This window comes from Mycobacterium sp. SA01, assembly GCF_041287105.1.
In the GTDB taxonomy this organism is placed as follows: domain Bacteria; phylum Actinomycetota; class Actinomycetes; order Mycobacteriales; family Mycobacteriaceae; genus Mycobacterium.
Genome location: NZ_JBGGNO010000016.1, coordinates 218494 through 232488, shown reverse-complemented (window position 1 = coordinate 232488; position 13995 = coordinate 218494). Strand labels below are relative to the sequence as shown.

At 64.5% G+C, this 13995-nt stretch carries 12 protein-coding genes; 7 read left to right on the top strand and 5 right to left on the bottom strand.

Annotation, left to right across the window (positions count from 1 at the left end):
• Window positions 1–121: 121 nt before the first annotated feature.
• Both AB4879_RS08860 and AB4879_RS08855 read right to left on the bottom strand, forming a co-directional pair.
• Window positions 122–1465 (bottom strand): APC family permease, encoded by a 1344-nt coding sequence (locus AB4879_RS08860; protein WP_370507292.1) that lies wholly within the window; start codon window positions 1463–1465, stop codon window positions 122–124.
• Window positions 1466–1529: 64 nt separating this feature from the next.
• A complete protein-coding gene (locus AB4879_RS08855; protein ID WP_370507291.1) occupies window positions 1530–2393 on the bottom strand; it encodes a universal stress protein in 864 nt (287 codons plus the stop codon).
• A 428-nt stretch (window positions 2394–2821) separates the two neighbouring features.
• Here AB4879_RS08855 and AB4879_RS08850 point away from each other — a divergent pair, with 428 nt between their 5' ends.
• Together AB4879_RS08850 and AB4879_RS08845 are read left to right on the top strand one after the other, a co-directional pair.
• Complete coding sequence (locus tag AB4879_RS08850) at window positions 2822–4948, top strand: EAL domain-containing protein (RefSeq protein ID WP_370507473.1); 2127 nt, start codon at window positions 2822–2824, stop codon at window positions 4946–4948.
• An 83-nt stretch (window positions 4949–5031) separates the two neighbouring features.
• The gene (locus tag AB4879_RS08845; protein ID WP_370507290.1) at window positions 5032–5511 is read left to right on the top strand and encodes a hypothetical protein; all 480 of its coding nucleotides are present in this window, start codon (window positions 5032–5034) and stop codon (window positions 5509–5511) included.
• A gap of 96 nt (window positions 5512–5607) precedes the next feature.
• Here AB4879_RS08845 and AB4879_RS08840 read toward each other — a convergent pair whose 3' ends face one another.
• Together AB4879_RS08840 and AB4879_RS08835 are read right to left on the bottom strand one after the other, a co-directional pair.
• Entirely contained in the window at window positions 5608–8484 is a 2877-nt protein-coding gene (locus AB4879_RS08840; protein WP_102805914.1) for an RND family transporter, read from the bottom strand.
• A complete protein-coding gene (locus tag AB4879_RS08835) occupies window positions 8481–8927 on the bottom strand; it encodes an MmpS family transport accessory protein (protein ID WP_102805913.1) in 447 nt (148 codons plus the stop codon). Before AB4879_RS08835 ends, AB4879_RS08840 begins: the two co-directional genes overlap by 4 nt.
• Window positions 8928–9143: 216 nt before the next feature.
• Here AB4879_RS08835 and AB4879_RS08830 point away from each other — a divergent pair, with 216 nt between their 5' ends.
• Window positions 9144–9308, top strand: a complete 165-nt coding sequence (locus AB4879_RS08830) for a hypothetical protein (protein WP_370507289.1) — start codon at window positions 9144–9146, stop codon at window positions 9306–9308.
• 75 nt (window positions 9309–9383) lie between these two features.
• Here AB4879_RS08830 and AB4879_RS08825 read toward each other — a convergent pair whose 3' ends face one another.
• The gene (locus AB4879_RS08825; protein ID WP_370507288.1) at window positions 9384–10073 is read right to left on the bottom strand and encodes a TetR/AcrR family transcriptional regulator C-terminal domain-containing protein; all 690 of its coding nucleotides are present in this window, start codon (window positions 10071–10073) and stop codon (window positions 9384–9386) included.
• 81 nt (window positions 10074–10154) lie between these two features.
• On the opposite strand from AB4879_RS08825, the gene AB4879_RS08820 reads away from it, so the two are divergent.
• From AB4879_RS08820 to AB4879_RS08805, 4 genes are all read left to right on the top strand, one after another.
• Entirely contained in the window at window positions 10155–12377 is a 2223-nt protein-coding gene (locus AB4879_RS08820) for a molybdopterin-dependent oxidoreductase (RefSeq protein WP_370507287.1), read from the top strand.
• Window positions 12374–13147: an emopamil-binding protein gene (locus AB4879_RS08815; RefSeq protein WP_370507286.1), complete on the top strand. Its 774-nt coding sequence runs from the start codon at window positions 12374–12376 to the stop codon at window positions 13145–13147. The genes AB4879_RS08820 and AB4879_RS08815 overlap by 4 nt, the downstream gene beginning before the upstream one ends.
• Window positions 13148–13220: 73 nt before the next feature.
• A complete protein-coding gene (locus AB4879_RS08810; protein ID WP_370507285.1) occupies window positions 13221–13745 on the top strand; it encodes a hemerythrin domain-containing protein in 525 nt (174 codons plus the stop codon).
• A complete protein-coding gene (locus AB4879_RS08805; protein WP_370507284.1) occupies window positions 13742–13990 on the top strand; it encodes a hypothetical protein in 249 nt (82 codons plus the stop codon). Before AB4879_RS08810 ends, AB4879_RS08805 begins: the two co-directional genes overlap by 4 nt.
• Window positions 13991–13995 lie beyond the last annotated feature (5 nt).

The window sequence follows — 13995 nt, the reverse complement described above, 5'->3', positions numbered from 1 at the left end:
ACAACAATTCGTTCCACAAGTGTGCCGCCCCGCAGGCCCGGCGCAGTTGACAATCGACAGATTCAGCAAATTCCGGGCCCACGCCAGGGCCGGGTCGGCGCGGCACGTCGATGCCGGGTGTCTAGTGCTTGAAGTCCGGGACCGTGGCGCCTTCCTCGGTCAGGGTCTCGTCTTCGATCCGCATCGTCAGCTGGTCACGGAAACCCTTGGTCAGGTAGATCAGTACCGCGATCCCGATCGCCAGCCAGATGCCGCCGTAAAGCAGCGCATCGAAATGCAGGTTGACCCACAGCGCCCCGGTCAGCGCCATGCCGATCGCCGGAAGCACGATGTTGGTGGCGATCTCTTTCGGGGTGCGACGGCGCTTCAGGCGGAACGCGAACAGCACGATGATCGTCAGATTCACCACAGTGAATGCGATGAGGGCACCGAAGTTGATCATCGACGAGGCGAATTCCAGGGTGAAATTCACCGCGAGCAGTGACACCACACCGACGATGATGACGGCGTGCGCAGGGGTGAGGAACCGCGGGTGGATGTAGGACAGGAACCGCCCGAATCGTCCCCTTCCGTTGCGGCCCATCACGTAGATCATCCGCGCGACGCTGGCATGCGATGCGAGGCTCGACGCCACCACCGCGGCCAGAGCGGCTGACACGAAGAACACTTTGAACAACATGCCGCCGACCTTCAGCGCCATCTCGGGCAGCGTGTCATCGGTGACCTCGAACCCGTCGAGGGTCGGAAACACCGACTGGCTGAACCACGCCGCAACGAAGAAGATGCCCCCGCCGATGAGCAGTGCCAGCACGATTGCCCGTGGCACGACGTCCGGCGATTTCGCTTCCTCGGCGTACATCGTGATCGCATCGAAGCCGATGAACGAGAAGCAGACGACGGTCGCACCGGCGACCACGGCCTGCATCTGGACGCCTTCGTGGACCAGCGGATCCAGGGTGAAGATCGTTCCTGCGCCGACGCCCTTGCTCAGCGCGATGGTCGCCAACACCAGGAAGGCGCCGATGAGGACGACCTGGAACACCACGAGAATTCCGTTGACGCGCGAGGTTCCTTTCATACTCAGGTAATTCAGCGCGGTGATGGCGGCGACGTACACCAGCACGAAAACCCACGACGGCGCCGACGGGAAGAATGACTCGAAGTAGATACGGGCGATGACCGCATTCACCATCGGAAGCAGCAGATAGTCCAGCAGCGAGGACCATCCGACCACGAAGCCGAAGTTCGGGTGAATGGTCTCCGATGCGTAGGTGTAGGCCGAACCCGCCGACGGGTAGACCCGGGTCATCCGGCCGTAGCTGATCGCGGTGAACACCATCGCGATCAAAGCGACGATGTAGGCGAGCGGTACCACCCCGTTCGTTTCGCCGGAGACGATCCCGAACGTGTCGAAGACCGTCATGGGAGTCATGTAGCCCAACCCCAGACCGACGACAGCCCACAACCCGAGCGACCTCGAGAGGTGCGATCTCGGCGCAGATGCGTTTTGCGACAAGGTCTTTGCCTTCCTAGTGGTCGGTGTCGGCGTCGGGACCGGGGACGACGACGAGGGGCACGTGCAGCACCCGCATCATCTTCGCCGCCGTCGATCCGAGGAACAGTCGTCTCGGTTGAGCAAGCCGGCTGGAGCCGACGATGATGACATCGCCGTCGCGCCAGTCGAGCTTTTCCACCGCCGCCTCGACGGTGGCGCCGTCGGCGACCACCACGGTGACCGGAAACCCTTGGGGTAGCGACGACTCGGCGGACGCCAGAATCGCGGCGGCGTGGTCGAGGGCCTGTTGGCGGGTCCCCTCGGCGCTGACTTTGCTTCGTGAGCCGTAGTGGTCGAGTGCGACCAACGACACCAGCCGCAATGGAACTCCGGCAGCAGTGCTCACCCGCACCGCGAGGTCGAGCAGATGCTCGGCGCCCGGCCGGGTGCCCACCCCGCAGGTGATGCTGCGGACCCGTTCGACGTCGGAGTGCCGGGTGCCGCGCGGGGCGACGGCCACCGGGACCGGAGCAGAATGCAACAGTTCGTTGACGACGGAGCCCAAGGTGAATCCGGCGGCAAAGCCACCCGATCCGCCGACGACGATCGCGGCCACCTCCAGCCGCTCGGCCTCGCGGCTGATGCCCTCGGCGAAGGATTCGTGGAAGCTCACGTGGATATGCGCGGTGACGTCATCCGGCACAGACTTCTGGGCCTCACGCAGCCACTGTGTGGCCTGGGTGGCGAGTTCGCTCTGATACTCGGAGTCAAGGGGAATGGGAACCGGCAGCACCGAGCAGATCTCCAGCTCGGCGCCGAGTGTCCTGGCCAACCGCACGCCCAGGGCCAACGCGTCGGCGCCGCCAGGGGTGGCCAGATATCCGATAAGCAGTCTCACTGCGTTCCGTTCTGTCGGTGCGGTGCGGGTCGCGTTCACACGAGACCGCGCAAACGCAAAGTGCAGATTATCCATCGCACCGCTGTCGCGTCCGGTAAGCGTGCACATCGGATGGATTGAACGCCAGTTTGATCCGGAACCCCGCAGCAGCCGCATATTTCGCGCCATCACGAGCCACGACCGTCGCCGCCCGAACAGACGGCTCACCTGGCCGGCCGTGGATCCCGATCGCCGCCAGCAACACCGCCGAGCCGCGATGCGGATTGCGGGTCGGCCGGCGCACGCCGGGCGTGGGTCCCGTCGACTGGCTAAGCGCGCCTGCTCACGATCGCGGTGTCCACGTCTTTCAATATGACGCCTTGGCAAACTGTCTTACCGACAGTGGCATTCCAGTGCAGATTCACCGGTGGTGCGGTCTACTGGTGGCTATGGGGTTCGACGGGGTCGACGAGCCGCTCGCAGAACGCGGGGCGGAGCTTCCCGTCGAACTGGTCCGTACGTTGCTGGGTCTGCTGCGGAACCGGCTCGGCTTGGAAACGGCATGGCTGTCGTCCTTTCGGGACGGCGCACAGGTCTTCGAGGTACTGGACGGTGAAACCGACACGATCGGACTGTCCTCAGGCGACCGCGCGTCCCTGTTCGACTCGTACTGTGTGCGCGTGATCGACGGCCGACTGCCCGGAATCATCCCCGACACCAGCGCCAACCAGACCACCGACAACCTGCCGATCACCAGCGAATTCGGGCTGGGCGCCTACGTCGGTGTGCCGGTGCTCAACCGCAGCGGTGGGACCGTCGGCATGGTGTGTGCGGTGAGCCGCGAGGCCAAGCCCTATCTCGCCGACATCGACCTGCGCATCGTCAAGCAGATCGCCGAGCTCATCGGCACGCTGATCGAATCCCCCGACACCGGCCGGGACACCACCGCCGCGCAGCGCGCGTCGATACGACGCGTGGTGTATCAGCGCGACTTCGAAGTGGTGTTCCAATCGGTTCACGAGGTGGTGACCGGCAAGGTGGTGGGCGTGGAGGCGCTGGCCCGCTTCCCCTGTGAGCCGTTTCGTCCGGACGGATTCCTCGCCCAGGCCGCTCTCCTGGGCTTGGGAATCGAGTTGGAGACCGCGATCGTGGCGCGGGTCATCTCTATGATCCCGCAACTGCCCGAGGACGTGTACGTCGCGGTGAACATCTCGCCGTCCGCCGCGCTGGTCGCCCCATGGGCTCAGATGCTGGCGGATGTCGACCCGTCGCGAATTGTCCTGGAGCTCACCGAGCATGACGCTGTCCTGGACTACGGCGCGCTTGATGACGCACTCGAACCGTGCCGTGCGCGCGGCGTGCGGGTTGCGGTCGACGACGTCGGTGCCGGCTTCTCCTCCTTCTCCCACGTGCTGGAATTGAGTCCGGAGTTCGTCAAGATCGATCAATCGATCACCCGCCACATCGACGTCGACGACGCCCGGCGTCGACTGGCGCACGCGATCGCCGAACTCGCCGGCCAGATGGGCGCGACCGTGATCGCCGAAGGCGTTGAGACACAAGGCGAACTCGATGCTGTCAACTCGGTGGGCATCAGTTCCGCGCAAGGCTATTACCTCAGCCGGCCCCGTCCTCTCGTGCACGGATTTCCGCCTGGGGCCGCCGCGGCGTCAACCGACCTGTTACCGACCGCGGTGGACCTGTTGGGAGAGAGGCGATTTGAACTAGCGCTCGCCCATTCGCCGATCGGCATGGCTGTCGTCGGCTTGGACGGAACATTTCTGCGCACCAACCGCGCCCTGCGGAACATGCTCGGATACACCAAACGTGAACTGGCCGAGTTGACCTTCCAGGAGATCACCCACCCCGACGATCTCGACGCCGATATCGCACTTCTCACCGAATGTCTGGAAGGACGGCGCCGTTCCTACCGCATCGACAAGCGCTATATCGCCGCCGACGGACGCATCGTGTGGGGCGCGCTGACCGTCGTCGTCGTGAACGCACCGCGAGATCAACCGCGCTACTTCGTATCGCAGATCGTGGACGTGACAGCCGATCGCATCCGCGAGGCCGATTTGGCCCGCCAAGCCGCCACCGACCCACTGACCGGGGTCGCCAATCGGTCTGCAGGCTGGAACCGGCTCGAACAACTCGACGTCAGCGGGCGCGGGTACGGCATCCTGTTCTGCGATATCGAGCGCTTCAAGAACGTCAACGACCAGTACGGCCACCGCGCCGGGGACCTGCTCCTCGTCGAAGTCGCCGCCCGCCTGCGGGGGGCGGTGGACGGTGGTGACACGGTGGCTCGTTGGGGTGGCGACGAATTCCTGGTGATCACCGATTCCGTCAACGACTGGGAGCTCGCCCGCCTGGCCGATCGAATCACCGATCAGCTGGAGAGCACGCCGGTGACGATCGCCGAGGGTATACAGGTGCCGGCACGGTTGACGATCGGCTTCGCCGCCCACCGCACCGGTGACGGACGATCGATCGACGGGGTCCTCGAGCATGCCGATCAGGCCATGTACAACAAGCGTCGCCGCCGAAACCGGGCCCGCGCCGCAGGCGATTGAGCCACTGCGGCCCGGGCCACATTTTTTAGTTAGATCGGGTAGCGTTTCTCTGGTATTCGCGCGTGCAGAAGAGGAGCGATTACGTGAACCTTGGCCCCTGGGGTGACCTGACGATTCTTGCCGCTGTGCTGGAGATCGTGTTCGCCACTTGCGTATTCGTCTATATCGGCCGCCTGGAGCGCCGAACGTCCCATCCGATGGGTGACGAGGTGGGCGCCCACAAGAGGGTGCTGGCCAAAGTGCGCAAGCGGGAGCCGCTGACGCAGGACGAATTCGACTACGCCAGCGAGTTGGTCGCGGACGCTCGATCACCGCTGGCCTATGCCATTCCCGCGGCGCTGTTCACCATTGGCTTCTTCTACGTGGTCGGCTGCCTGTTCATGCTGCACCTCGACGGTGGCAACCCATCGTTCCGGACATTCATCGGCGGCATCCCGATGCTCACGTCGATGAACATGGCCGCTCAGTTGCGGCGGGTAGCCGGGATGAAAGGCACGCTGCGCGATATCCCGGTGTCGGAGACCGACGACACCGACCAGCTCACTTCCGTTGGCAGCGCCTGACTTCGAGCCTCACCGGCATCGAGTCTGCGTCCAGCGCGGGATGTGCACCCTCAGCGGCGCACTGAGCCCAGAGTGGATGCCCTGCTTGCAGACTCCTCAGTTCGGCGCCTTGGCGGCCGGGTCGTCGTCCTCCCACAGCAGCAACTGGCGGACCGACTGCCGGGTGCCATAGGGCTGCAGCATCTGGCTGGCCGGCCGGGGACGCACCTTCAGTGGCCACCAGAACCAACGGCCGAGCAGCGCCGCCACCGCGGGCGTCATGAAGGACCGCACAATCAGCGTGTCGAAGAGCAGCCCCAGCGCGATCGTCGTCCCGATCTGACCGAGGATCCGCAAGTCGGCGAAGATGAACGACGCCATCGTCGCGGCGAACACCAGGCCGGCTGCGGTCACCACCGCACCCGACCCGGCCATCGCCCGGATGATGCCGGTGTTCAGGCCGGCGTGGATCTCTTCCTTGAACCGGGAGATGAGCAGCAGGTTGTAGTCCGATCCCACCGCCAACAACAGAATGATGGCCAGCGCCAGCACGATCCAGAACAGATGGATGCCGAAGATGTCCTGCCAGATGAGCACGGACAGGCCGAATGAGGCACCCAGCGACAACGCCACCGTGCCGACGATCACGAACGCGGCGACGATGCTGCGGGTGATGAACATCATCACGAGCAGGATCAGGCTCAGCGCCGCGATCCCGGCGATCATGAGGTCGTACTTGGCGCCGTCCTGGATGTCTTTGTAGGTGGCGGCCGTGCCCGCGAGATAGATCTTCGAGCCGGCCAGCGGCGTGCCCTTGACGGCTTCCTGCGCTGCGTGCCTGATCCCGTCGATGTGCGAAATACCTTCTGGCGTAGCGGGATCGCCGTCGTGGGTGATGATCATCCGCGCGGCTTTTCCGTCCGGCGACATGAAAAGTTTCATGCCGCGCACGAACTCGGGGTTGGTGAACGCTTCCGGTGGCAGGTAGAACGAGTCGTCGGTCTTGGACGCGTCGTAGGCCTGGCCCAATGCGGTCGAATTCTGCAGTGCCGCTTGGGACTGGTCGTTGATTCCCGACGTGGTGGCGAAATTTGTGAGGGTGAGATCACGGTTGGTCTGCTGGCTTGCGATCTGCGGCGGAATAAGAGCCAGCAGCTTGGGTTGCAGCGCATCGAGTTTGGCGATGCTGCCCGCGACATTGCCCAGCTGATCGGTGAGCGCGTCGATGCCGTCCAACGCGTCGAACAGCGATCGCAGCGCGGCGCAGGCCGGGATGTCGTAACAGTGCGGCTCCCAATAGAAGTAGCTGCGCAGCGGGCGGAAGAAGTCGTCGAAATTGGCGATCTTGTTGCGCAGGTCCTGGGCGGTGGCGACGGTGTCCTGGAACGCCTTGGTCTGCTCGTCGGTGACCGCGCTGGACTGCTGTTGCAACGCGTACTGCTGGCGCAGGATGTCGATCGAATTGTTGATCACGTCCACCTGCTTGAGCAGGTCCTCGCCGCGAGCCTGCTGGAACGGCAGATTGTTGATCTGCGAGGCACTTCCGGCGCTGATCTGGAACGGGATCGACGTGTGGTCCAGGGGCGTACCGAGCGGGCGGGTGATCGACTGCACCTGGGCGATGCCCTCGGTGTGGAACACCGCCTTGGCGACACGCTCCAGCAGGATCATGTCGGTGGAGTTGCGCAGATCGTGGTCGGTCTCGATCATCAGCAACTCGGGATTGAGCCGGGCCTGCGTGAAATGGCGTTCGGCGGCGGTGTATCCCACGTTCGCCGGCGCGCTGGCCGGCATGTACCCGCGGGCGTCGTAGCTGGTCTTGTAGGCGGGCAGTGCGATCAGACCGATCAACGCGATCGCGACCGTTACCACCAGCACAGGCCCGGGCCAGCGCACTACCGCGGTGCCGATGCGCCGCCAGCCCTGGGTGCGCATCGGGCGGGCGGGCTCGAACAGGCCGAAGTGGCGGCCGATGACCAATAGCGCCGGGGCCAGGGTCAGCGCCGCGATCACGGCGACGAGCACGCCGATGCCGGCGGGAACGCCCAGACTGTTGAAGTACGGCAGCCGGGTGAAGGTCAGGCACAACACTGCACCGGCGATGGTCAGGCCTGATCCCAGGATGATGTGCGCGGTGCCGTGGTACATCGAGTTGTACGCCGAGACTCGGTCCTGCCCGGCATAGCGTGCTTCGTGGAAGCGGCCGAGGAGGAAGATCGCGTAGTCCGTTCCGGCGGCGATCACCAACAGCGTCAACAGGTTTGTCGAATACGTCGACAGTTGGATGATCCCGGCATTCGCGAGCACGGCCACCGATCCGCGTGACGCGGTCAACTCGATCATCACCGTGAAGATCACGAAGAACACCGTGGTGAGCCGCCGGTACAGGAAGAACAGCATCACCGCGATCACCCCGATGGTGATCAGCGTGGTCTTCAATGTGCCGTGCCTGCCCACCTCGAACTGGTCGGTCACCAGAGGCGCGGCACCGGTGACATAGACCTTGAGGCCCGGCGGCGGCGGGGTGTTGTTGACGATGTTGCGTACCGAGTCGACCGATTCGTTGGCCAGCGACTCGCCCTGGTTGCCCGCCAGATACAGCTGAACCAGGGCAGCCTTGCCGTCCGCGCTCTGCGACCCGGCAGCGGTCAGCGGATCACCCCAGAAGTCCTGGATGTGCTGCACGTGCTTGGTGTCCTGTTGCAGCTTCTTGATCAGGCCGTCGTAGTAGTGGTGGGCTTCGGCACCGAGTGGCTGGTCGCCCTCCAGGACGATCATCGCCGAACTGTCGGAGTCGAATTCGCCGAAGACCTTTCCGATCCGTTTGGCGGCCAGCAGCGATGGCGAGTCCTGCGGGCTCAGTGAGACGTTGTGCGACTCGGCGACGGTTTCGAGTTGCGGGACGAAGACGTTGGTCATCACCGCGAGGCCCAACCAGAACACCGCGATGAGGACCGAGTATCGGCGGATGAAGTCGGGAATCCGGTGGGTCATCCCGACTTGTCCAGGCAGTACGTGAACGCGTTCAGTGTGTTCACCGTTCGCTCGTCTTTGACGACGTCATCGATCTTGATGCGGCAGCCGATCCAGTCGCTGTCGCCCTGAGCGGACACGTTGACGAACACCGCGGGCTGGGTGGTGGTCGCGTCGTACGCCCACGGCAGCGTGACGGCGTCTGCGCGTTGCGGCTGTGCGTTCACGTCCAGGTAGGTGACGGTCGCGACGGTGCCTGGTGGGCCGAAGACCTCCAGCACCACGTGCTTGGGGTTGAACGGGACGATGTCGTTTCCCGCCCCGCTGGGTGTTGAGGTCACGTCGTGGGAGGCGAAGATTCCATGTAGCCGGTACACGGCAAAACCTGCCACCGCGACAACGACGACCGCCACCAGCAGCATCCAGCGTTGGCTGAGCCGCCGGCCGAGCGAAACCCGCTGCATCCGTGACCCTTTCATGAGCGGCGACAGGCGCGTACGGTACAACGTTCCCGAAGGGGGCTTATCAACTAGATTGACCGTACGGTACCGGACCGGACTCCACAACAGCGGATCCCGCCGACAGAAATTCCACCACGAGCGGACCAGATGCCGCGCACGTGTCAGCCGCTTAGACTGCCCGCCGGATGACCAGGTGGCCAGGAGGAGGCGGCCGGTGCCGTGATCGCCGCCGCAGCGCTGGTCCGCATCGCCGTGGTCGCCGCAGGCTTCGACCACACGTCGGTGTCGGCGCTGCTATGGCTGCCCGTCACCACCTGGCTGGTCGGGGGACTCCTGCTCGCGTCGGCAACCCGGCGATTGGCCGCCGGCCCCGAGCCGGGTTAGCGGGCGAAGTCGTCGGTCGGCGAAGCGCCGAATGCCGGCGTCCGCGCGCTCCCGCGGGGACGATCGCCCGCGCTGTCACCGCTGGGCCAGTTTGGCCGCCAATCCAGTGATCAGCACGTCCAGGTTGAAGTCCAGCTGCTGACCGTCGTCCGGTGCGGCATCGCGGCCGGCCACCACCTGGCGCAACAATGGAAAGTCTTCTGCAGCAGTGGTATTCAGTGCAGCCGAGACATCGGCGACGTACGGGTGCTCCCGGCTTCTGGACCGAAAGACCGCTTCCCGGCCCGCGGCATGGCCCAGCTCGCTGACCAAGCGAAGGACGTGGCCGGCCTCCGGCACCGAGAAGCCGGCGTCGACGAGACTCTGCAGAACACGTTCGACGGGTTCGAGTGCTCCGATACCGCTGGCGGGCAGACGAAAATAGGTCACGAGTTCGCCGAGTGTGACTGTGGCGTCACGGAGAGCCGTGGCATAGCGGCGCAGGACGTCCCGCCAGTCGCCGCAGGCGGACAGATCGATGCGGTTCAGCTCCACGGCAAACGCGTCGACGGCAACCAGCTCGCGTAGCGCTTCTCGATCGCCAACGTGGTAGTTGAGGGCTTTGGGGTCCACGCCCAGGACATCGGCGACCGCCTGCATGGTCAGTTCATCGAACGCCAACGAGCGGGCTGCGGCCACAATGCGTTCCCGGGTGATCTGTCGTGGCCGCCCGCGCTGGCGGCGCGCCGCTGACTCCTGCACACAGTGCCTTTCGGTTCCGAACACCATTGAAGCGTGATATTTTCCCGATCGGGATTAATTCCAGCACGTCGCCACTTGATCAGCAACGAGGACAGCGTAGAACCGATGTCGACCACTACCCGACCGGGCATCTGCCGCATCTGCTCGGCGCACTGCGGCGTGCTGGCCACCGTCGTGGACGGGAAGCTCACCAAGGTGACCGGCGATCCCGACAACCCGCTGTTCAAGGGCTACACCTGCGCCAAGGGCCGGGCGCTCCCAGAGATTCACAACAATCCCGACCGGCTACTGCACAGCCAGAAGCGGGCCGTCGACGGCGAGCATGCACCCATCGAGTCTGGGCAGGCGATGGATGAGATCGCGACGACCCTGCAGCGTCTGATCGCCGAGTTCGGACCCCGATCGGTGGCACTGTATTTGGGGACAAACGGGTTGCCATATCCTGCGTCCGCATTGATGGCCAACGCGTTCATTCGGGCCATCGGTTCGCCGATGTTCTTCACCGCCAACACCATCGACCAACCCGGCAAACAGATCGCGCTCGCGGCCCACGGCCACTGGCTGGGCGGTGATGTCGACTTCCACGAAGCCGACAGCTGGCTGTTGGTCGGCACCAATCCCCTGGTGTCCAAGGCGATCGGCATTCCAGGCCAGAATCCCGGCCGGGGCCTGAAAAACGCGATCAGCCGCGGCATGAAGCTGATCGTCATCGATCCGCGCCGGTCGCAGACCGCGGCGCGGGCGGCAATCCACCTTCAGCCGCGCCCCGGTGAAGACGCGGCGATCCTGGCCGGGATCATCAACATCGTTATTGCCGAAGAGTTGTACGACCGGGATTTCGTCAAGGAGAACGTCGACGGCTTCGCGGCGCTCGCTGAGGCGGTCGCAGGTTTCACCTCCGCGTACGTCGCCGAGCGCGCGGATATCGACGAGCAGCAATTGGTCGAAGCCGCAAGGCTGTTCGCCTCACACGGTCAGCGCGGCGGCATGGTCAATGCCGGCACCGGGGCGAACATGGCCATGCACGGCAACGTGGTCGAGTACCTGTGCCTGTGTCTGACATCGATCTGCGGTCGGTGGCAACGGGCCGGCGAGCGGGTCACCCGACCCAACACGCTGCTGCCCGCGTTCACCGCCAAAGCTCAGGCGCATCCGCCGTACGAGGGATGGGGGTACGGGGAGCAGCTGCGGGTGCGGGGTTTGACCGATGCGGTGTGCGGAATGCCGACAGCTGCCCTGGCCGACGAAATACTGCTCGACGGCGACGGGCAGGTGAAGGCACTCATCTGCATTGGTGGCAACCCGATGGCGGCGTGGCCGGACCAGCGAAAAACCCTGCGTGCGTTGGAGAATCTGGAGCTGCTGGTCACCCTCGATACCGAGATGTCGCTGACGTCACGGCTGGCGCACTACGTCATCGCACCCAAGATGCAGATGGAAACACCTGCCATGACGATGGGCAGCGAGCTGATCAAGTACTACGCCAGCGGTACCGGCATTCCGGCTCCCTATGCGCAGTACGCGCCGCGGCTTGCCGAACCGCCCGCCGGATCAGACCTGACCGAGGAGTGGCAGTTTTTCCTGGGCCTGGCGAAGCGGATGGAATTGGAGTTGTGGTTCATCAACTTCTTCGGCGGGGGCGGCGGCAGGTTCATGGAATCACCGCCAATCGTGTGCAACTTCAACGGCGACACGCAGATCACCACCGAGGAGCTCTTTGAGAAGATGTGCGAAACCTCGCGCATCCCCCTCGATGAGGTTCGCAGCCACCCGCACGGTCATGTTTTCGACGTGGCGGCCGTCGTCGAGGGCAAGGACACGGACTGCACCGCCAAGCTCGACGTCGGAAATGCTGTGATGCTTGGCGAACTGGGCGGGTATTTCGTGGAGGATTTCCGGGTCAGCCGGCACGACACGGACTTCCCGTTCCGGCTGATTCCGCGGCGGCACAACAACTTCATGAACTCCTCGGGCACTACCCTGGCTGCGTTGAACAGGGGCAAGCCGTACAACCCCACCTACATGCATCCGGACAGCATCGCGGCGCTGGGACTGAATCCGGGCGACGTCGTGACGGTGACGTCCCCGCACGACAGCATCCCGAGCGTCATCGAGGCCGACGAAAGCCTTCGTCCCGACGTCGTGGCCACCCATCATGCGTTCGGCGGTCTGCCGGCCGAGGACGACGAGGTGCGCGACCGGGGAAGCACCGTCGGCCGGTTGATCCCGACCGAGGTCGACTACGACCACATCACCGGGCTGCCGCGACAGGGGAACATTCCTGTCCGCGTCACTGCGCGATCCACCGTCGGAAAGGTATCGCTATGACCAAGGTTGTTGAGCGCGAGCCGAACCTCGTCAGTCCGTGGGCGCCGCACCGGGTCCGGATGTACGTGGCCACCGCGCTGTTCACCGGGCTCGTCTTCGTGGGGATGACGATTGGTGTCGGGGTCGGGATCATCGAACCGACCTTCACCTCCGACGTGGTCGCCAATCTCCTGTTCGGCATTCCGGCAATCCTGATACCCCTCGTGCTGCTGTGGGATGCGCCCGGCGAGGTTCGCCTGCGGGAGGAGAAGGCCGCCGAGCTCACGCTCTTCTACTTGCCCTACACCGCATTCAGCCAAATCTGCTACGAGTTGGTGTTCCTCATCGGCCATCCGCTCGGGTGGTGGACTCCCACGAACGATCCCGGCATCAAATGGCTGTGGTGGCAGTACGGACTCGCCGACACCCGCTACGCCAGCGGTAACCCGTGGACCTTCGCTCTCGAAGTGGTCGGGGTGATCACGGGCGTCGTCGTCATCACCATGTGGACCCGGCTGGTCCGGCAGTCGCTTCCGGTCGAGAAGCGGATCCGGTCCCTGTGGGTGGCCTTCGCCGGTATCGCGGTGCTGATGAGCAGCACCGCTGTCTACTTCATCTCCGAAGTGGGCGCCGGCTTTCGAGATATCGGGCAGGGCGCGTTCGGACTGTGGTTCAAGTTCATCGGCGAGAACATCCCGTTCATCGTGCTGCCCGCACTGGTGCTGTATGCCATTCACATTCAGATCGACTACCTGACCCGGAAAGTGGCTGCTACCGGCCCGGGCCGGTAGCGCACGGGCCCGCTCGGGGTCGCATTCCACACGCGGGCGTTTCGATCGGCGGCACGCGGGGCAACTGTTGCCCATGTCCGACATCATCGACCTCATCTACGCCGATCATGACTGGCTGCGGCGCCAGTTCTTCCGGCTCGACGATGCCACGTCTCGCGACGAACTGGCAGCGATCTGGACGACACTGAGCGCCCGGCTCGACGCGCATGCCGACGCCGAGGAGACCGTCTTCTATCCGGCCTTGCTCAAGCACGGCGGAGACGACGATCCGGGCAACCCGGAGGGTGACCCGCGGGACGAGACCGAAGACGCCATCACCGATCACAACGCGATCCGGGATGCGGTGCGCGAGTCACGCAGGCACGAGCCGGGTACGAACGAGTGGTTCAAGGCTGTCTTCACGGCGCGCAAGGAGAACGGTGAGCACCTCGACGAGGAGGAGCGCGAGGCCATGCCGGACTTCATCAAGAGTGCGAGCTTGGAGCTGCGCCACGAGCTGGGCATGAAGTGGCTGCAGTTCTACGCCGAACGGGAGTCGATCGACGGCATCGACAATCGCGACAAGGATGCCGACGACTACATCGAGCAGCACTCATGACCGACTCGTACGGGCGCATCGACGCAGTCGCGCCGGGCGACCTCGTCACCCTCGACCAAGGTTCTGGTGCACAGGAGTACAAGGTGGTCCATACGCAGACCACGGACGCCGGTTTTCTGATCACCTTCGAAGACGATGACGGCGAGACGTTCGAACGCGAGTTTGCAGCCGACGCGACGGTCAAGCGATCGTTGGAATCCAAGTGGGAGTCCTCGCAGAGTCCGACCCCGCATTCGGCTGAATGAATCGA